Below are 18523 nucleotides of genomic sequence, written 5' to 3'. Positions count from 1 at the left end.
GTGTAGGAGCGGATCAGCCGCGTCCAGCCTTCCAGATCGTTCGGGGCGCTTTGGAGGCGCGCGGCGAGTTGCGACACCATGCCCTCGATCATCTGGTCGCGGTCGTCCTCAGACAGGCCCTCTGCCGCCGCGACGTCGGCCGCAGAGGGCCCGCGCGGACCACCCGCCACCGCTGGCGCCTCGCCGCCAAGCTTCGCCGTGGCATCGGCCAGCGCCGCCTGCGAGATCGCCATCCACGGCGCGTCTGCCGGCGAGGCCGCGATCAGCGCATTCCAGGCATCGCGTGCGCCCGCGAACTCGCCCTGTTGAGACAGTCGCAGCGCCAGATAGAAGCGCGCCGGTGGCCAGAACGGGTCGAGCGCCAGCGCCTGGCGGAACGCCGCGTCCGCCTCGTCGTCCACCTGCCCACCCGCCGCCTGCACGAGCGCCTCGCCGAGACCGGCCAGCTTCTGCGCCGTTGGCTCCGTCAGCCGAAGCGCGTTGCGAAAGGCCGTCACCGCCTTGGCCGCGTCGCCGGTCTGCAGGTAGACGGGCGCGATCACGCTCCAGCCCATGCCGTCTTCGGGATTGGCCGCCAATCGGCGCTCGATCTCGGCCACCATCGTGGCAAGGTCCGGCGACGGGCCGTCGTCGGGCGCACGGGTCGCCAGCGGCTGGTCGCCGAGTTCGGGCGACCCGGCCCGGTCGTAGAAGAGAAACGTTCCGACCGGCAGGACGAGCGCGACGAGCAGCCCGGCGATCACCGAGGTCCGGCCCGCGCGTCGCGTCAGGGCCTCATCCGTACCGATCTCGGCGCTTGCCTTCAAAAGCCGGCGCCCGATCTCGGCGCGCGCCACCGCGGCATCTTCCGGGCGGATTGCGCCCCGCTCCGTGTCGGCGGCAAGCTCGGAGAGTTGCGCGCGATAGACCTCCGCGTCATGCCCCGCGCGCCCGGCGGCGGCAACGACGTCGCGACGAAACAGCGGCAGGACGGTCAGGAGCGTCACCGCGAGCGTCAGCGATGCAGCGATCAGCCAGAACAGCATGGCACTCTCATTGGGGCCGCGACCTCCGGTCGCTCAGCCGCAGGGGCAAGCGCGAGCGGCAGGCTAGGAGCCAGCGCGCCCGCATTCGAGCGCAGCCTTAGCAAGCGCACGACCCGAAACCCATTCAATTCATCATCAGGATGGGTCGAGCGTTCAGGCAACCGGCGTCCAGAGATCGTCGCCGGAACGGCAGGCGCTACCCACCTGCTTCACCCGTGTTGCACCCTTCGAGATGACATGCGTGAAACCGCGGCAGTCCTGCGAGCCGACGCGGTAGAGCTGGGTCGGCACGAACTCGCCACGGATCCCGTCCGCTTCCCACGCCACCGGCTGGCCCACGGCGCCGAACTGCAGGGCCTGATATTCGGCCACAAGCGCCTGCTGCTCGGCCTTCGGCGACAACTTGAGGCTGGCGACCGGCGCGATGCTGCCCTTGAGCGCCGCCACGCCGGCCGGCACGGGCGCCGCGACCGGCGTCGACGACAGCCCGGCGCCCGCCGAAAGGCAGCCGCCGAGCATCGGCAGCGCCAACAGGAGAAGGGCGAGGGTCGGGGCTACGTGACGCATGGGCCTGTCCGTTGTCGCCTCGGCCGATCGGCCGGACGATGTTCCCATCACGAGATCGTTGCCGCGGGTGCGAGAGGCAAGACGACCTCGGCCCGCAATCCCCCGAAATCGGACCGGGCGAGACGAAAGTCCCCACGGTATTGCAAAACGGTATCAGCCACGATCGACAATCCGAGCCCGCTGCCCGCGACCCGCTCGTCGAGCCGACGACCGCGCTTGGTGGCTTCCGCGATCTGTGCGTCGTCCAGCCCGGGGCCATCGTCCTCGACGCGGATCTCGAAGGTCTCGCCGTCGCCCCGCAGCAGCGCGACCCGGATCCGGCTTCGCCCATACTTCGCGGCATTCTCGAGAAGATTGCCGATCGCCTCCTCGAGATCCTGCGCCTCGCCGGCAAAGACGATCCGCTCGGCATCGGCCGGCAGGGCGAGATCGCAGTCGAGGTCGGGATTGAGGCGCCGGATCACCCGAAGCAGCCGCTGTAGCACAGGCTCGACCGGGGTGCGCGCGATCGCGATATCGGCAGTGGCGGCCCGCCGGGCGCGGTCGAGATAATGCTGGACCTGGATCCGCATCGCCTCGCTCTGCTCGGCGACGAGCCGCCCCTTCTCGCCGCCGATGGCACCGGCCTCGTTCTGCAACACCGCGATCGGCGTCTTCAATGAATGCGCGAGATTGCCGACCTGTGTGCGCGCCCGCTCGACGATCCGCCGGTTGCTGTCGAGAAGCGCGTTCATTTCCGTCGCCAGCGGCCGGATCTCGGCGGGAAACGAACTCGGCAGCCGCTCGGCCTTGCCGTTGCGCACCTCGGCCAGCGAGCGACGCACGCCGACGAGCGGATGCAGCCCGAAAAGAATCGCGAGCGCGTTGATGACGATCGAGCCCAACCCGAACAGTCCGAGGTAAAGCGCCAGCATCCGGTCGAAGGCGCCGATGTCGGCATCGACCACGCTGGCGTTTCCCATCACGCGAAAGCGCGCCGCGTGGTTTTCGGCATCGAGCACCACCTCGGCCTCCTCGACATAGAGGAGTTCGCCGTCTAGCCCCTTCATACGATAGTCGCGCCGGTACTGAAGGTCGAACGGATCGGCGTCCGTGGTCGGCGCCTCGATGCGGCCCGGCCCGAGCGAAAACGAGGCGAGCCGCCCCGTCGTGTTGCCGCTGGCCGGCAGCACCTCCCAGTACCAGCCCGACAGCGGCTGCGAGTAGCTGAGATCGCCGAGATCGGGCACGCCGACGAGCATGCCCGTCTCGTCCACCGTCACAGCGTTGATCAGGTTGAAGAGCTGCGCCCGCACCACAGCCTCGAAGCCCGACTGCGCGGTGCGCTCGTAGAGGTTCGAGATCAGCCCGGCCACCACCACGAAGGCGGCGATCGCCCAGAGGCTGGACAGCGCGATGACACGCGCCGCCAGGCTCTCCGTCAAGCGGAAGTCGGAGCCACGGCGCTTCACCGGACGCCCCGCGCGAGGCTGCCCTCACCCGTCATGCTGCATCCGATAGCCAAGGCCCCGCACGGTCTCGATCAGGTCGTTGCCGATCTTGCGGCGCAGCCGGCCGACGAAGACCTCGATCGTATTGGAATCACGATCGAAATCCTGGTCATACATATGCTCGATCAGTTCGCTGCGTGACACGATCTGCCCCTGATGGTGCATGAGGTAGGCGAGCAGGCGATATTCGTGGGAGGTCAGCTTCAGCGAGGCGCCATCGATGCTCGCCTTCGAGGCCTTGGTGTCCAGCCGCAGCGGCCCGCAATGGATCTCGGAGGAGGCATGGCCGGCGGCGCGCCGGATCAGCGCACGAAGGCGGGCCAGCACCTCTTCCATGTGGAAGGGCTTGGCGACGTAGTCGTCGGCGCCCGCGTCGATGCCGGCCACCTTGTCGCTCCACCGGTCTCGCGCCGTCAGCAGCAGCACCGGCATCGCCCGGCCTTCGCGGCGCCAGCGCTCGAGCACGCTGATCCCGTCCATCTTCGGCAGGCCGACATCGAGCACCACGGCATCGTAGGGCTCGGTGTCGCCGAGAAAATGTCCCTCCTCGCCGTCGAAGGCGCGATCGACGACATAGCCGGCGGCGAGCAGCGCGTCCTCCAGCTGCCGGTTGAGATTGGGGTCGTCCTCGACGATCAGGATCCGCATCGCGTCCTCGTGGTGGCGCTGGCCGCTTCGAGCCCGCAGTCCGTCTCTACTGGGGAATCGTGATCGTCTGGCGGCGGGGCCGGTTTCCGTCCTGCGCCGGGATCAGCACCGTGACGATGCACACCGTCTGCCCGCCGCGCTGCGCCGTCTGCACCGAAAGCACCTGCCCGCCGCTCTGGGCCGCCGCCTGCGCCGCCGCCGCCGAGCATCCGCTCTGCGCCATTCGAACGGTCTCGGCACTCTCCAGCCGGGGTGCCGTTTCGAAGGGCGACGGCAACCAGCCGGCCGAAGCCGGAACGGTGACGGCCGCCAGCGTCAGAAACGCGATCGTCGTGCGTCGAAAATGATGGGCAAACATGGCGATCCCGGTCCTGCGGCTGACCTTCGTTCTAGCGGCGCCACACTGAATGTCGAATGAATGGCGGGCACCGGGGCGACGCCGCCCCGGTGCCCGCCCACGCTCTCAGCCCAGCCGCGCCTTGGCGTCCAGCCGGCCGAGGATGGCGACGAGCGCGCCCACCGCGCTGGCCGCGATCGCCAGCGCGGCGGCCAACTCGTCCTGCGTGGCCCCGTCGAGTTCCAGCCCGAACAGTCCGCCCAGCGCCCCGATGAGCGCGACGAGCCCGCCCCAGACCGTCTTCGACTTCCACCATTCCTTCGTATCGGTCATCGTGCTTGCCCTTTCCTCCGGTGTTGCCCGCGCCGCCGATCAGCGCCGACGCGGGATCTCGAACCGGCAGGGCGCCCCCGGCCCTGGCGTCATGCCGAGTTGCGAAACGCTCGCCGCCAGCGGCCCGGGCTGCCGCCCGAAGCTCGACGCGACCTCGTCGCTGGAAAGAACGAGCCTCGGCTCGCCGGTCTCCAACGAGATGTCGGCACCGCCGCCGGTCAGCCTGACGTGGTAGAGCTCGCGCTCCTCGCCGAGCGGCACGTCGATCCCGTCCCAGCCGTCGCCGGGCGCCCGTGTGCGGCGGATCCAGCTCAGCCGCAGCGCTCCGTCCGCCTCGAACGCCCCGCGTGCGTGGACGGGCGCGAGCGGCAGCAGCGTCCGCCGCCCCAGCGACGCGACCCGGCGATCCACCGCATCGTCGTCGAGCCCGCGCCCGGCCGGGACGGTCAGCCAGTGCCGCTCGCTACCGACCTCCGTCGGCAGCAGCGAGATCGGCAGCACCGCGGCGTCGAGCAGCACGAACGCCGCGCCGGCCGAGGCCATTTCGCCCGGCTCGCTGCCGCCCAGCCCGCGCACCAGCCCCGCCAGCGCAAACCGGCCGGGCACGATCTCCTCGGCGCTTTCGAACTGCACCACCTCCCAGTCGCCCGCCGGTCCCTGCACGGCGGCGAGGTTGGCGCCGGCCAGCATGTCGGCGGGCGTCACCGAAGCCAGCGCCCCGGCCAGGAGATCCACCACGATCCGCCCGCTCCGATCGAGAAAGGCCGGCGAGCCCGGCGCCAGCGGCTCCGCCAGCCATCCGAGCGTGGCGCGGCGCGAAACGTGCATCCGCCGCTCGAAACCGGTGCCCGTGGTCGACGACAGCACGTCGTAGGGAAGCCACGGCCGCGCCGCGACCGCGACCCGTGCGCCCTCACCGTCCGCAAAGGCGGCGAGGCGCGGCAGGTCGAGAAGGTGCACCACCGGGCGTGAGGCCATGACCGGCCCCACCGGCCGCGGTCGCGCCGCTGCGGGCTCGTCGCGAACCGGGCGCGAGACGCCCTCGCTCGCCACCCGCCGCACGTCCACCCGGCGCGTCGCCCCGTCCTCGATGCGCTCGATCTGCCAGCGCCCTGCCGTGCCCGGCAGCGTGATCCGGTCGCCGAGGCCGAGCGCGATCTCGGCCGGCGACAGTTCAAAACTCGCCGTCTCGCGTTCGCCCTGCCCGCGCAGCAGCAGCGCCTCGGCCAGCGCGCGGGCCTGCGTTTCCGCCAGCACCACGGGCAGTTCCACCGTCCCCTGTCGCGGCTGCCCCGCGGTGCCCAACGCGGCGTCGGCGGCGGCGGACTGGTAGGCCCGCGCGGGATCGCTGAAGCCGATCACCACTTCCTCCACCGCATCGCTCGGCTCGGCCCGCCGGATCTCCAGCAGCGATCGCTCAGCAACGTCCACCAGAGCCCCGACCGACGTCGCAGCCCCGGCGCGGCCGAGGGAACGAAACCGAAGGATGCCGGCTTCCGTCCAGGCTTCGATCCCCATGAGCCGCATCAGCTCTTCCAGCTCGCTTCGCGCACTGCCCGGCCCGGGCACGAGATAGCCGCCAACCTCGCCGTCCACTTCGCGAACGTCGAAGTCGGTGAAGCCGTGGTCGCGCAGCAGCCGGGCGATCAACGCATCCAGCGGCGCCCGGCCGAGCCGGCCGCTCAGCCAGTGCCCCCGCTCCCAGTTGCCGCCGTCGCGCCAGATGTCGGAGCGCTCGGGAAAGGCAGGCGCCGGGCGCGCGTCCCAGCACCAGAGATGCACGGCGTCCGGCGTTACCATGCGGCCGCCGTAGAGCGGCGACACCGGATTGTCGGCCTCGCGAAAACCCGGCGCGGCGGGGTCCCAGTGCCGGTGATGCGCTTCGAGAAACCGGCGCTGGGCGAGATCGTCGCGTGCCCCGGTCGAGAAATGCGGCAGCGCGCTCTCGGCTGATTTCGGGTCCACGAAGACGTTCGGCTGATTGGCCCCCGCATCCACCGCCGGGCAGCCGAGTTCGGTGAACCAGATCGGCTTGGAGCGCGGCACCCAGGCCGTCGCCGTCGCGCTCTCCACCCCGCCGCGTCGGTCGAAATGGGGTGTCTCCCACCAGGATCTCAGGTCTTTGACCCGAAACACCCAGGGCTTGCCGAGCCCGTCGGTGATCACCGTCCGCCGCGCCGCCCGCCGGTCCGCATCGCTCGCATAATACCAGTCGAAATGCTCGCCGCCGGCGATGCCCGATCGCAGGCCCTCGACGTCGTAAGGCGAGCGCATGCCGTCACGCCCACCGGCCTGCGCGTCGCCTTCGCGCCAGTCGCTCAGCGGCAGGTAGTTGTCGATGCCCACCGCGCCGATCGCCGGATCGGCCCAGAGCGCGTCGAGGTTGAAGAGCACGTCGCCCGAACCGTCCGCCGGCTGATACCCGAAGTACTCGCTCCAGTCGGCGGCATAGGTGACGAGCGCGCCGGGCAGGATCGCCTTCACCTCGCGCGCCAACGCCACCAGCGCTTCCACGAACGGAAAACGCCCCGCCTCGTCGCGAACCCGCGTCAGCCCGCGCATTTCGGAGCCGATCACGAAGGCGTCCACCCCGCCGGCGAACCGCGCCAGATGAGCCTGATGCAGCACCATGCGCCGATACGACCATTCCGCCGGCCCGCCATAGCGCACGCCCAAAGCGCTCACCGTGAAATGCTCGGGCCGCGCGGTGCCGACGAAGCGCGCGATCTCGGCGCGCGCCCCAGCCGTCCCGTCCGCCGATCCCGCCCGCCCCGGCGCCGTGTCCAGCGTCATGCGCCCGCGCCAGGGATAGGCCGCCTGCCGCGCCTCGCCATAGGGGTCGGTCAGCGCGTTATCCGCCGGCACGTCCATGAGCAGGAACGGATAGTGCGTGACCTTCAGCCCACGCGCCCGCAGCATCTGAATGGCACGCACAACGCCGGCGTCCGAGGGCGTCCCGCCATAGGCCGGCCCGCCATCGGACCGACTGACGAGCCGCGCGCCGTCCCGCTCCGTGCCCCCGACGTTCCACGCGACGCTTTCGCGCCGCGCCCCGATCTCGACGCCCGGCCGCACGCTCGCCCGGCCCGCGCGCAGGTCGTCGGCGAACCAGGAGACCACGAGTGCCACCCGTTCCAGCCGGGGGCACAGCGCCGTCAATTCGTTGAGCGAGGCGGTGATGTCGTTGCCGGCATGTAGGATGTTGCGATTGGGCAGCCGGTCCTCGCCCGGCCGCAGCGTTTCCCGCACGGTCAAGGGATCGAGCCCGTGCTCGGTGGCGCCAGGAATGACGGTGATCGCCCGCACGCCCTCTTCCAGTTCGCCGACCGGCCGCAGCACCTCGCAGGCGATCTGCGGAATGCGGTTGCCCCAGCGCTCCAGCGCCAGTCGCTCGAACACGACATAGGCGAGGCCGCGATAGGCCGGCACGTTGCCGCGTCCTTGCTTCGCCTCGATCAACGGATCGGGACCTTGAGTCTCGTCGCCGCGATGCAGCCGCCAATTGACGAGCGAGAGATCCATCTCTTCGCCGTCCGCCCAGATCCGGCGCACGCAGGCCACCGGCCCCTCGCACAGCCCGATCGCGACATTGCCGAAATAGCTGTAGGTCTTGGTTTCAGTGCCCCCGCCCGTGCCCTTGCCGCCCTGGCGCTCGGTGGTCGACATCTCCTCGAAGCGCGTCGTCCAGATCACCTGCCCCGCGATCCGCGCCGTGCCGTAGAGCCGGGCGACGCCGCCGCCCTCGTCGGCTTCGAGAATGCGGTTGGCGCCGAGGCGCGGGCCCTCGCGGAGTTGCGACTTCGCCGCGAGCCGGCTGTCGATGGCATAGCCGCCGAGTGCGCCGAGCGCCCGCCCCGCCACCGCCCCGAGCGGGCCGCCGACGAGCCCGCCCAGCGCCCCGCCCGCTGCCTGAAGAAGGATCGTCGCCATGGCTCAGCTCCCGTTCGGAAATCGATAGGCCGCCGCGATGCGCCCGGCCCAGCCCGGCGTCAGCGGCGAGGACACCACCGCCGCCCCCTCATAGGCGTGGATCAGCCGCGCCCCGCCGCCGTCGCCCGGCTCGTCGAGCACGCCGCAGTGCTTGGCCGCGCCGCCCGCGCGCCAGCGAAACAGCACGAGGTCGCCCGGATGCGCCTCGGCCACCGGCAGTTCCGCAAAATGCCGGTGTGCGGCCGCCATCAGCGGATCGCCGCCGCCGGTCTCGGCCCAGTCCGCCGCATAGGCGCCTGGCCGTTCGGGCTCGGTGCCGTAGAGCTCGCGCCAGATGCCGCGCACCAGCCCGAGGCAGTCGCAGCCCACCCCGCGACGGCTGCCCTGGTGGCGGTAGGGCGTGCCGAGAAAGTCTCGCGCCGCCGCCAAAACGCGCGCCCGCATCACGCCACCACCGGCGAGCCGTCATGCAGGGCGTCGCGCTTGGCGACGCCGAGCGCCGCGTCGCTGCCCGGCAGATGCGGAAAACCGCGAAAGTTCGCCGAATTGGCGAAACGCTCGCGGCAGGTGCGAAAGCTGCGGTCGCAGCCCACCTTGAGCCGCACCGCGCTTCCCACGTCCGGCGAAACGTCCGTCGGCCGACCGAGCGCGATGCGCAGCGTCCCCGCCTCCGCGCCTGTCCGGATGCCGCGCACGGGCTGAAACTCGCTCGCCGCCCCCAGCGCGATCCGCCCCCGTTCGAAGGCCACGACGTCGAGGGCCCCGAGCCCCTCGATCACCAGCACCTCGCCGTCCACGGCCACCAGCCGCCCCGTGCGCGTCCAGCCGCCCGCACTCAGATCGACGCCGCAGCGCCGGTCGCCGAGCACCGCGTCGCAGCGCCGCCGGTAGTAGCGCCCATGCTGGCGGTCGAGCCGCGCCGCGATGCCGCGAAGCTCCGCCGAGAAGCCGCCGCCGCCGCGCGTCACCTCTCCGAGATCGCAGCGTTCCATCAGCACGGCGTCCTCCGGTCGCTGCCAGTCGACGCGAAAGATCTCGACGCTGGCCCCGTCGAAGAGCCCGGCGGCGATATCCTCCTCGCGCAGCGCGACCGAGGAGAGCGCGCCCTCCACGCCGTGCGTTCCCGCCGCCAGTCCGAGAGCGCCCTCCGTCTCGCCGGCCGTCCAGCCCGTTGCCGCCGAAAACACCGTGCCGCCGAAGGCGATGTCCTCGTCGTGGTCCGTGAAACCGAACACCGTGCCGTCGCGCCGCGTCAGCCGCCAGGCGCTCGCCAGCGTCGTCGCCGGTTGTGCCAGCGCGCTGCGCATCGCCTCGCTCAAGGCCCTCATGGGCGCACCTCCACCAAGGGAATCGTCGGAATGTCGCCGGCCTCGAAGGCCGCCATGTTCACCGCGAGATGGTCCATGTCGAAGCGCACGGGCACGTCGAACTCGAACCCGGCCGTGACCGCAGCGCCCACGGCCGGTGCCGTATCCAGCGTCACCCAGCCCGTCGCCGCATCCATCGCGAAGGGAACCTCCACCCCCGCCACCGCCAAGCGCACCGATCCCGCCACCGGCTTGGCGATCGGGCGCTGATAGGCGTCCTCGCCCTCGCCGTAGCGCTTGGCGAGCTGAAACCGCCGCATCTCGCCGTCGCCGATCCCGAGCCCTTGGTCGAGCGGCGTCTGCGGCAGGCCGTAGCGCGAGGAGCGCGCGTCGAACGGGTCGCGGAAGCGGAACGCCACAAGCCGCCCGCGCCGCGCCTCGAAGAAGTCGAGCACCGCGGCGAGATCGGCGAGGCTCTTCACGCCCGAGCCGGCATCGTAGCGGCGCACCGAGTGACGCGTGCGCTGGTTGCGGTTCTCGTAGCCGGTCGAGAGGCGCACGATGTCGGTGCGCCGCTCCGGCCCGCCGCTGGTGCCGAAGGCGACACGCAGCGGAAACCGCTCTTCGCTGAAGGAGGCGAGCGCCATCGTCAGAGCCCCCTCTGCCCGCGCTGCGCCGCGCGCGCCAGCATCGCCTGGATCTGCACCTCTGCGCGGCGAAAGCTGGGCGCGTCCGGCGTGGAGACGTTGAAGACGATCGAGGGCCCGCCGCGCGCCGAGCCGCCCTGCATGGCGACCCCGAGCGAACCGTCCGCGCCGCGCTTCAGCGGCAGGATCGCTTCCGCGCCGGCCTCGCCCATCAGCCCCATCTGCCCGCCGGTCGGAAAGAACGAGGGCGAGCGCACAACGCCGCCCTTGGCGAAGGGCAGGATGCGCCCGCCCGTGCCCGCCGTCCCCGCTTGGCCGCCCGCCCCCCCGATCCCGCCGAGGATCTGCCCGAACAGCCCGCCCGCGAGGTTGGTCAGCGGCTTCAGCGCCGCATCGAGCGCGATCGTCGAGATCCGCTGGCCGAGCTGGCGCAGCACCCCGTCGAACGACTTGCCGCCACCGACCGCCCCGCGAAACGCCTGCGTCAGCGCCGAGCCGAAGCTCGTGGCCTTCGTCGAAAGGTCGCCCAGCGCCCGGTCGAAGCCGCTCGTGTCGGCCTCCACCGCGATGCGCATCGTGTCCACACTCTCCGCCATCGCTCACCTCCTGTCGGGAAATCGCATCATCATCTCGTCCAGTCCGGCCCGGCTCGGCGGCGCGGCGATCCGCGCATCCAGCGGTCCAAGGGCGCGCGCCAGCTCGCGCGGCGTCATCCGCCAGAAGGCCGCAGGCGCGAGCCCGAGCACGCCGAGCCCGAGGCTCATCGCCTCGTCCCAGGGAAAGGCCGCCGCGCCCGCGGCCGGATCGGGCGCGGCGGCGCTCAAGGGCGGGCGGCGCCCTCGCCGCGCTGCGGTTCGGGCTCGCCGAACGCCGCCGCCAGAAGCTCGGCGCAGATGCGCACAGCGCCGGCCGCGCCGCCCTCGATGCGCATCGCCGCGACCTCCTCGTCACCCACCGTCTCGCCCGCGCCTCGAAGGCCCGCACCGAGGATGCGCGTGAGATCACGCGCCGAGAGCCGGCCCGAGCCGAAGCGCGCGGCGAGACCCGCGATGTCGTCGAGGGCGAAGGCGTCCTCCAGTTCGGCGAGCGCGCCGAGGGTCAGGCAGAGCGTACGCGCCCGCCCGTCGATCTCGGCCGAAACCTCGCCGCGCCTGCGGTTCGCCGCCATCTCAGAGCGCCTCGAAGGCGAGCGCGCCCGCCGATTCCAGCGTCATCTCGAACGAGACTTCGCCATTGTGCTCGCCGGAATATTCGAGCGCCGTCACCTGGAACGGCCCGGTGATGCTGCCGAAATCCGGGATCACCGCCTGGAACGGCACCACCCGGCTCTCGAAGAACAGCCGGCGCACCGCCGCGTCCGAGGCGGCATCCTTGAAGATGCCGGAGCCGGACAGCGAGGCCCGCTGCACTCCGGCCCCGCCGAGCAGCTCGCGCCACCGTCCGGCGCTCTCGCCGTCGGTCACGTCCACGGCCTCGGCGTTGAAGGCGATCCGCCGCGAGCGCAGCCCCGCCACCGTCTGGAACCCCGCGCCGCCGCTCTCCTGCAGCTTCAGGAGGAAGTCCTTGCCCTTCTGCGCGCCCATGCCTGCCGCTCCTTCTCATCGTGCCAACGAAAAAGGGCGGCCCCACCGGACCGCCCTCGAAACTCTTGGAAAGTGGATGCTGACGACGCCACGCCGCCGTCAGCGCGGCGTCAGGACGCCAAAGGCTCCGTCACCGCGCGAAAGCGCAGGATGCCGTGATAGGTCGGCGAGTCCGGCTCCTGGCGCGCCTCGGCGAACTGCAGCTGCAGGTTCACCAGCCGGTGCGAATGCAGCGGCAGCACCGCGTCGTGCAGCCGCGTCGAGACCTTGTCCATGATCTCGTAGGTCTCCTGCTTCGACCCGCCCTTGGCCCAGACATGCAGGGTCAGGATATGTTCGGCGCCGTCCTCGGTGCCGGTCGACCAGTCGACCACCGCCGTGCGCCCGAGAGTCAGGTAGGGAAAGCTGGCACGCTCGGGCACCCGGTCGAACACCTTGGGCCCGCCGAGCAGCGCCGTCACGGCGGGATCGCCGGTCAGGGCGCTCACGATCGTCGTCTGAAGTTCAGCGCTGGGATGCCCCATGCCAGATGTCCTTTCGATATCGGTTCGTCACACATTGATACAATTGCAAATGCGGCGTGATCGTTGCGCGATCCAGTGCCGGCCGCGTTAAGTTTTCGTCAGGAAGTCCGGCACCCGTTCGTCCGGCAGCGCGTCCCACTCTTCAAAATCCGAGGCAGGCGCCCCCTCCATCGCGTCCAGCCGACGCGCCGCCGCCTCACGTACCTGCCGCCGCATCGCCTCGCGCAAGCCGGCCCGCCCGAACTGCACGCGGAGGACGGCGATCACGCCTCCTCCTCGCAGCGGCAGACGAGATAGCGCCCGCTTTCGTCGGGATCGTGCAGCCAGCGGATCACCAAGCGTCGCGATCCCAGCCGGAAGGCCATGCCCCGATCGAGCCCGGCGCGTCGGCGCAGCGTCACGCGGTGCGTCACCGTGCCGATCCGCTGCGAGAACCGCTCGCGCGCCTCCGCGCTCAGCGGCTCCACCCGCACCGAGGTCTCGCCGACCTCGGTCCAGTGGTCCGCCGCCCCGCCGCTCCCGTCCGGCACCGCCTCGTTGCGCTCGATCGCGGCACGGCGCGTGAACAGGCCGGGATCGATGAAGAGCGGACCCATCAGACCCGCACTGCGCGAAAGGGCGCCAGCAGCCCGCGCACCAGCGGCGGCACGAAGGCCGGCTGCATCGCCGGCGCCACCGCGCCGCGCATCTCGTAGGACGCGGCCACGAGGCGCAGGATCGCAAGGCGCAGGCTGTCGGGCAGGTCGCCCGCCGCGATCCCCGTCTCCAGCTCGATCTCCACCCCGTTCGCCGCGTTCACCTCCGGCAGCACCAGCACCGAACCCAGCGGCTCGTTCAGCACCGCGATCCCGGCTGGGTCGATCGCACGCGGCTCGCCGGCCGCGTCGAACGCCGTCGCCTCGAGCACCGCGCGCACCGGCCGGCGGGACAGCGCCACCCGCCGCGTCCCAGCGCCCGGCTCGAACGCGATGCGATGGCGCGCCTCGCGCAGCACCAGCCCCGTCTCGGTCTCCACCGCCTCGCGCGCCGCCGCGATGAGCGTCGCCAGCAGCGCGTCCTCGTCGCCGCGCTCCAGCCGCAGAAACGCCTTCGCCTCGGCCACCGTCACCGGCTCGCCCGCACCCGTTCCCGTCTCGATCCAGATCATGTCGTCCTCGGCCTGCCGTTCATGAAAAAAGGCCGGGCGTCGCCGCCCGGCCTCCAAGGTGGTCGTGAATGCGCCGCGTCAGGCGGCGAAGCGCAGGAGCTTGGCCGCGTCGAAATCCTGGATCCCGCCGCCGACACGCTTCGTCGTGTAGAAGAGGACGTAGGGCTTGGCGGAATAGGGATCGCGCAGCACGCGCACGCCCTGCCGGTCGACCACGAGGTAGAAGCGCCCGAAATCGCCGAAGGCGATCGAATGGCTGGCCGGGCCGATGTCGGGCATCGCCTCGGCCTCCACCACGGGGAAGCCCATCAGCGTCGCCTTGCCGCCCGCCACGCTCGGCGGCGCCCAGAGATAGTTGCCCTCGGCGTCCTTCAGCTTGCGCACCGTGCTCTGCGTGCGCCGGTTCATCACGAACGAGGCGTTCTGCCGGTAACCGGCCTTCAGCGCGTAGATGAGGTCGACGAGCGCGTCCGCACCCGTGCCGGCCAGGAACCCGGCATTGAAGCCGGTGGAGACCGTGCCGACCTTGCCCCAGGCCCAGGCGCTTTCCGCTACCGCGTCGTAGCGCATGAAGCCCTTGGGCCTGGCGATGCCGTCGCCGTTGACGAAGGCGGCGCCCTCCTGCGCGGCGAAGGCGAGTTCCACCTCCTCGCCGATCCAGGCGTCGATATCGACGGCGGCGTCGTCGAGCAGCGCGCTCGTCGCCGCCGGCATGGCGTAGAGCTCCATTGTCGGGAAGCTCAGTTCGGCCAGCTGCGGCGCGTTGGTCTGCGGGCGCACCTCGGCTTCGCCCACCCAGCCAGCCTGCGCGCCGCTGATCGCGAAGGGCTTCTTCAGCACCGCCGAAGACACCGTACGCAGCCCGGCGATGGCGCGGATCGGCGACACCGCGGCCAGCCGCCGACCGATCTCCGCCTCGGTCTCGCTCGGCACGAGGAAGCCGCCGTCGGCGCCCGTCAGGCCCGACATCGCCTTTTCTTCCAGACGCCGCAGCCGCGTCTCGTCGCCGCCGCGCACATAGCTCTCGAAGGCGGTGCGGTGCTCGCTCGGGCTGGCGTTCGTCGCCTCGTTCGGCCCGCCCACCGGCGGCCGCAGGCTCTTGAGCGCCAGCCGCTCGATGCGCTTCTCCTGCTCGTCCATGGCGCGGGAGATGCGCTCGGCCTTCTCCTCGGTCAGGACGTCGGCGCCCATGCGCTTCTCGATCTGCGACAGGCGGTCGTCATTGGCCTCGCGGAAGGCGTCGAAGGCCTGCATGAACTCGTCGAAGATCGCGCCGTTCTCGCGCACGGCTCCGGCCTTGGTCTCGGGGGCACCCTGGATGGTCGTCGGCATGGGTCTTTTCACTCCGTCGTTGGGGAAGGGTTCAGACGCCGAAACGCGGCGTCGATCGGGCGATCCGCCGGGTCGCCTCGGCGATGCGGTCGAGAAATTCGAGGGGCCGGGCGCGGGTCTCGGCGACGCGCGCGGCCTCCTGCATCGGGAAGGTCACCACCGAGATCTCCCAGAGGTCGATGTCGAGGAGCAGCCGCCGCGCGCCGCGCTCGCGGATCGCCTGCGAGCGCCGGGTGCGAAAGCCGATCGACAGGCCGTCGATGGCCTTGGCCGTCAGCAGCGCGAAGGCGTTGCGTCCGCCGGCGCTGTCGAGCGCGATGCGTCCCTCGGCATAGAGCCCGTGCCGGTCCTCGGCGATCCCGGTCCAGACGCCGATCGGCTGGCCGGGGTCGTGCTGCCAGAGCATGCGTACGCCCGCCGCGCCGCGCTCCGCCAGCGTGCGTGCGAAGGCGCCGGGCGCGATCCGGTCGCCCGAGAGATCGGTGCGCCCGAACAGGCTGGCATAGCCGCGCACCGTGCCCGGCGGGTCGAGATCGCCGACCGGGCGCACCGTGCGCTTGACGTCGGGAACGCGGTTCATCGGGTGCCCCCCGCGGCGTCGCCGCCGCCCGTCTTGGCGCGCCCCGCCACCGCGAACAGCCCGTCGGCGAAGCGCTGGATGACGCCGAGCGCCCACCAGGCGCAGAGGCTCGCCGCCGCCGAGCCCATGAGCGCCACCTCGGTCGCCCCGATCTTCTCGGCAAAGCCGAGATGGTCGGCCAGCGTCATCCCCGCCGGCCCGCCGAAGACCAGCCCCGTCACCGCGCCGGTCAGGAACCGCACGGCGGCGTCGCGCCGGCCGGACGGCAGGAGGTAGGCGATCGAGATCACCGATCCCCCCACCGCCCCGGCGAACTTCGCGGTGAACAGCGCCAGCGGCGAGATCGCCTCGCCCGTCATTGCATCCATGACATCCTCCATCGCAAAAACGCCCGTCAGCCGCGGGCCGGCGCGCGGGGGCCGTAGCCGACCGCCTCGCGCTTCTCGTCGTCGTCGAGGAAGGCGGCGGTGCCGACCCGCGCCCAGAGCGCCTCGCGCTCCACCGAAAGTCCCTCGATCCGGTCGTGGTCGAAGCCCAGCCGCAGCCGGGCGCCGTCCTCGTAGAAGCCGCCGAGCCAGTCGCCGACAGCGTTGCAGAGCCGCGTCAGCAGCGGCAGCACGGTCAGCCGGAACAGCGCCCGGTTGGCCTCGGCATAGTTCGCATAGGTGGCGTCGCCGGGGATCCCGAGCAGCATCGGCGGCACGCCGAAGCTCACCGCGATGTCGCGGGCTGCCCCGTTCCGCGCCTCCATGAAGTCCATGTCGCGCGGCGACAGCGCCATCGCCTTCCAGTCGAGCCCGCCCTCCAGCAGCATCGGTCGGCCTGCCCGTGCCGCGCCGGCGTAGCCGCTCTCCAGCTCGGTCTTCAGCCGCTCGAACTGGTCGGCCGAGAGGTTGCCGCCGTCGCCGGGCTGGTAGACCAGCGCACCGGAGGGCCGCGCCGAATTGTCGAGCAGCGCCTTGTTCCAGCGCGTCGCGGCGTTGTGCAGGTCGAGCGCGGTCTGCGCCGCAGCCAGCGGCGGAAAGCCCTCGCCATCGCTCAACGGATGAAACAACCGGATCGCCAGCGCCGGCGCCGGCCGCCCGTCCTCGCCCTCCAGCGACACCCGGCGCACCGACGATCCCGCCCGCACCTCGATCGCGTTGGGCCAGCCGTCGCCCGCCGCCAGCGTGCGCAGCCGGTCGGGGCGCAGCGCGTGCAGCAGCCGTGGCTTGCCATCGAGAAGCCCCGCTTCCAGATGCGCCGAGCCCGCCAGCAGCAGGTGCCCGCAGACCGCTTCGATCAGCGCCGCCCCGTCCTGCCCGCCGTTCGGCCGGCGCAAGAGCGCCAGCAGCGGATGCGCCTCCACTTCCGCCGCTCCGTCGTAGAGCACCAGCGGCACGCTCGCGGCGTTCTCGGCGATCATCCGCACGCAGCGGTAGACCACCGGGTTCTGTAGAAAGCCGGCACGCGAGAGCGCCGCATAGGAGCGCTCGCTCCACTGCGCGCCCTCCGTCTGACCGCCGGCGAAGACCAGCGATCCCCCGCCATAACCCCCGCCCGCCGCCTTTGCTTCGGGCACGCCGCCCCGTCCGTCGCCAAAGCCCGCCAAGGCCTTCAGCCGCGTTGCCAGTCCCATGATCGGTCTCCGGAAAGTTGGGAATTCAAAGCGTCGCCGGCACGGAGAGTGCCAAAACGCAAAAGACCCCGCCGAAGTGAGGTCTTTCATGATCGTCAAACCATCTGCGCGTTTGGCCGGCCTGCGGCCCGAAGATCAGGCCGTCCGGGCCACGCGAACGCGTTTCGACGTGTAGTCCCGTCGCGGTTCGTCGAAGGCGCAACGTTTCGCAGCAGACGCAACCAGCTCAAAGCCCCCGCACACGCGGCTCCGCCACCGGCTGCATCAGCGCCGTCACCGCCCAGACCAGCGCGTCCAGCCGGTCGGGCGAGCGGTTGTTCGACAGCCCGTCCGGGCCGAAGTCGCAGAGTTCGTCCTCGAGCGCGGCAAACGTGCCGGCGTGGCGCACCCGTCCCTGCTCGTAGAGCGCGGCCACCGGCTCGGCGCGGATCCACTTCCCGCGCGTCGCACGCACCGCGCTCACCGGCACCAGCGGCGCGACGGTGCGGATCACCGCCTCCACCATGTCGCCGCCTTGGTTCACCTCGGCGACGATCCGGTCGGCCTCCAGCTCCTCGAAGAGCCGCACGGCGGCGCCCGCCCATTCCGGCGGCCGCGCTCCGCGCCTGCTGCGGTCGGCCAGCACGTAGATCGTGCCGTCGCCGGCCAACCCTGCCGCGACGATGCCGCAGGCGTCCGATCGCTGCGTCGACGTCGCCGGCGGATCCACTGCCACCACGATGCGCCGCAGGTCCGGCGCGGTGCGCACCCGCAGCCGGTCGATCGTCCCTCGGTCGAACAGAGCATCCTCGCGCGCCTCGATCATCTCGCCGTCGAGTTCCTGGCGCGCCAGCCGCGAGCCGCCGTAGCGGCTCTCCATCGCCTGCAGGAAGCCGCTGGCGAGATTGGCGCGGTTCTCGGCGGTTCGCATGCGCGTCACCGCCGTCCCCTCCTCTGCCAGCAGCCGCTTCAGGAGCGGCACGGCGCGCGGCGTCGTCGTCAGCACCACGCGCGGGTCGGCGCCGAGGCGCAGCGCCAGTTGCAGGTTGTCGAAGCAGGCGTCGGCATGCTTCCATTTCGCCAGTTCATCGCCCCAGGCCGCGTCGAACTGGTAGCCGCGGAGGGCATCCGGGTCCTCGGACGAGAAGATCTGCGCCACCGCGCCGTTGGCGAAGACCAGCCGGCGCCGCGTCGCCTCGAAGACCGGGCGCGCCGCATAGTCCAACGCCCGCAGCCCGCTCTCGCCGTCGATCATCACCTCGCGCGCGTCGCCCAGCGTCTCCGCCACCAGCGCGATCCGCCCGTGAACCCGGCTCGCCAGCGGCGCCAGACCCAGCGCCACCGCCCGGATCCATTCGGCCCCCGCTCGCGTCTTGCCCGATCCCCGCCCGCCGATCAGCAGCCATTGCCGCCAGTCGCCGGCCGGCGGCAACTGCGAGGGTCGCGCACAGAGCGACCAGTCCGGCATCGCCCGGC

General features: G+C 71.6%; 23 protein-coding genes. All 23 read right to left on the bottom strand.

The annotated features are described in order from the left end of the window. Nucleotides 1-1025 (bottom strand): c-type cytochrome biogenesis protein CcmI (gene ccmI, locus AUL33_RS12490; protein WP_062208232.1); only part of this gene is annotated, 1025 nt, incomplete at its 3' end. A gap of 153 nt (nt 1026-1178) precedes the next feature. Next, entirely contained in the window at nt 1179-1592 is a 414-nt protein-coding gene (locus AUL33_RS12485; protein ID WP_062208229.1) for a hypothetical protein, read from the bottom strand. Nucleotides 1593-1639: 47 nt separating this feature from the next. After that, a complete protein-coding gene (locus AUL33_RS12480; protein WP_192843185.1) occupies nt 1640-3016 on the bottom strand; it encodes an ATP-binding protein in 1377 nt (458 codons plus the stop codon). 51 nt (nt 3017-3067) lie between these two features. Then, a complete protein-coding gene (locus AUL33_RS12475; protein ID WP_062208224.1) occupies nt 3068-3730 on the bottom strand; it encodes a response regulator transcription factor in 663 nt (220 codons plus the stop codon). Nucleotides 3731-3776: 46 nt separating this feature from the next. After that, complete coding sequence (locus tag AUL33_RS12470; RefSeq protein WP_062208220.1) at nt 3777-4088, bottom strand: hypothetical protein; 312 nt, start codon at nt 4086-4088, stop codon at nt 3777-3779. Nucleotides 4089-4193: 105 nt separating this feature from the next. Continuing rightward, nucleotides 4194-4400 (bottom strand): hypothetical protein, encoded by a 207-nt coding sequence (locus AUL33_RS12465; protein WP_062208216.1) that lies wholly within the window; start codon nt 4398-4400, stop codon nt 4194-4196. A 39-nt stretch (nt 4401-4439) separates the two neighbouring features. After that, on the bottom strand, nt 4440-8330 hold the full coding sequence (locus AUL33_RS12460) for a glycoside hydrolase/phage tail family protein (protein WP_062208213.1): 3891 nt from the start codon (nt 8328-8330) through the stop codon (nt 4440-4442). Nucleotides 8331-8333: 3 nt separating this feature from the next. Beyond that, nucleotides 8334-8774 carry an NlpC/P60 family protein gene (locus AUL33_RS12455; protein WP_062208210.1) on the bottom strand — a complete coding sequence of 147 codons (441 nt, stop codon included), beginning with the start codon at nt 8772-8774 and terminating at the stop codon, nt 8334-8336. Next, on the bottom strand, nt 8774-9658 hold the full coding sequence (locus AUL33_RS12450) for a DUF2163 domain-containing protein (protein WP_062208207.1): 885 nt from the start codon (nt 9656-9658) through the stop codon (nt 8774-8776). Before AUL33_RS12450 ends, AUL33_RS12455 begins: the two co-directional genes overlap by 1 nt. Then, the gene (locus AUL33_RS12445; RefSeq protein ID WP_062208204.1) at nt 9655-10284 is read right to left on the bottom strand and encodes a DUF2460 domain-containing protein; all 630 of its coding nucleotides are present in this window, start codon (nt 10282-10284) and stop codon (nt 9655-9657) included. The genes AUL33_RS12450 and AUL33_RS12445 overlap by 4 nt, the downstream gene beginning before the upstream one ends. 2 nt (nt 10285-10286) lie before the next feature. Continuing rightward, nucleotides 10287-10859 (bottom strand): phage tail tape measure protein, encoded by a 573-nt coding sequence (locus AUL33_RS12440; RefSeq protein WP_062208341.1) that lies wholly within the window; start codon nt 10857-10859, stop codon nt 10287-10289. 24 nt (nt 10860-10883) lie between these two features. Next, a complete protein-coding gene (locus AUL33_RS12435; protein WP_062208201.1) occupies nt 10884-11108 on the bottom strand; it encodes a rcc01693 family protein in 225 nt (74 codons plus the stop codon). After that, nucleotides 11105-11452 (bottom strand): gene transfer agent family protein, encoded by a 348-nt coding sequence (locus AUL33_RS12430; RefSeq protein WP_062208198.1) that lies wholly within the window; start codon nt 11450-11452, stop codon nt 11105-11107. Before AUL33_RS12430 ends, AUL33_RS12435 begins: the two co-directional genes overlap by 4 nt. Before the next feature lies 1 nt (nt 11453). After that, nucleotides 11454-11867 carry a phage major tail protein, TP901-1 family gene (locus tag AUL33_RS12425; protein WP_062208195.1) on the bottom strand — a complete coding sequence of 138 codons (414 nt, stop codon included), beginning with the start codon at nt 11865-11867 and terminating at the stop codon, nt 11454-11456. A gap of 110 nt (nt 11868-11977) precedes the next feature. Beyond that, nucleotides 11978-12355: a DUF3168 domain-containing protein gene (locus AUL33_RS12420; RefSeq protein ID WP_244492172.1), complete on the bottom strand. Its 378-nt coding sequence runs from the start codon at nt 12353-12355 to the stop codon at nt 11978-11980. A gap of 123 nt (nt 12356-12478) precedes the next feature. Further along, nucleotides 12479-12658, bottom strand: a complete 180-nt coding sequence (locus tag AUL33_RS12415; RefSeq protein WP_062208189.1) for a hypothetical protein — start codon at nt 12656-12658, stop codon at nt 12479-12481. Then, nucleotides 12655-12987 carry a phage head closure protein gene (locus AUL33_RS12410; protein ID WP_062208186.1) on the bottom strand — a complete coding sequence of 111 codons (333 nt, stop codon included), beginning with the start codon at nt 12985-12987 and terminating at the stop codon, nt 12655-12657. Before AUL33_RS12410 ends, AUL33_RS12415 begins: the two co-directional genes overlap by 4 nt. Beyond that, on the bottom strand, nt 12987-13538 hold the full coding sequence (locus tag AUL33_RS12405; protein ID WP_156419390.1) for a phage head-tail connector protein: 552 nt from the start codon (nt 13536-13538) through the stop codon (nt 12987-12989). Before AUL33_RS12405 ends, AUL33_RS12410 begins: the two co-directional genes overlap by 1 nt. 78 nt (nt 13539-13616) lie before the next feature. Further along, nucleotides 13617-14870, bottom strand: coding sequence for a phage major capsid protein (locus tag AUL33_RS12400; protein WP_062208180.1), 1254 nt, complete (start codon nt 14868-14870; stop codon nt 13617-13619). 31 nt (nt 14871-14901) lie between these two features. Then, nucleotides 14902-15450, bottom strand: coding sequence for an HK97 family phage prohead protease (locus tag AUL33_RS12395; protein WP_062208177.1), 549 nt, complete (start codon nt 15448-15450; stop codon nt 14902-14904). After that, entirely contained in the window at nt 15447-15818 is a 372-nt protein-coding gene (locus AUL33_RS12390) for a DUF6107 family protein (RefSeq protein ID WP_082652548.1), read from the bottom strand. The genes AUL33_RS12395 and AUL33_RS12390 overlap by 4 nt, the downstream gene beginning before the upstream one ends. Before the next feature lie 26 nt (nt 15819-15844). Then, complete coding sequence (locus AUL33_RS12385; RefSeq protein ID WP_062208171.1) at nt 15845-17068, bottom strand: phage portal protein; 1224 nt, start codon at nt 17066-17068, stop codon at nt 15845-15847. A gap of 226 nt (nt 17069-17294) precedes the next feature. Beyond that, entirely contained in the window at nt 17295-18515 is a 1221-nt protein-coding gene (locus AUL33_RS12380) for a DNA-packaging protein (RefSeq protein WP_082652560.1), read from the bottom strand. Nucleotides 18516-18523: the final 8 nt, after the last annotated feature.

It is taken from the genome of Aureimonas sp. AU12 (assembly GCF_001463705.1).
Classification (GTDB): Bacteria; Pseudomonadota; Alphaproteobacteria; order Rhizobiales; family Rhizobiaceae; genus Aureimonas.
Note: the sequence above shows the minus strand (reverse complement) of the source record. Positions and strands in the feature narration are given on the sequence as shown.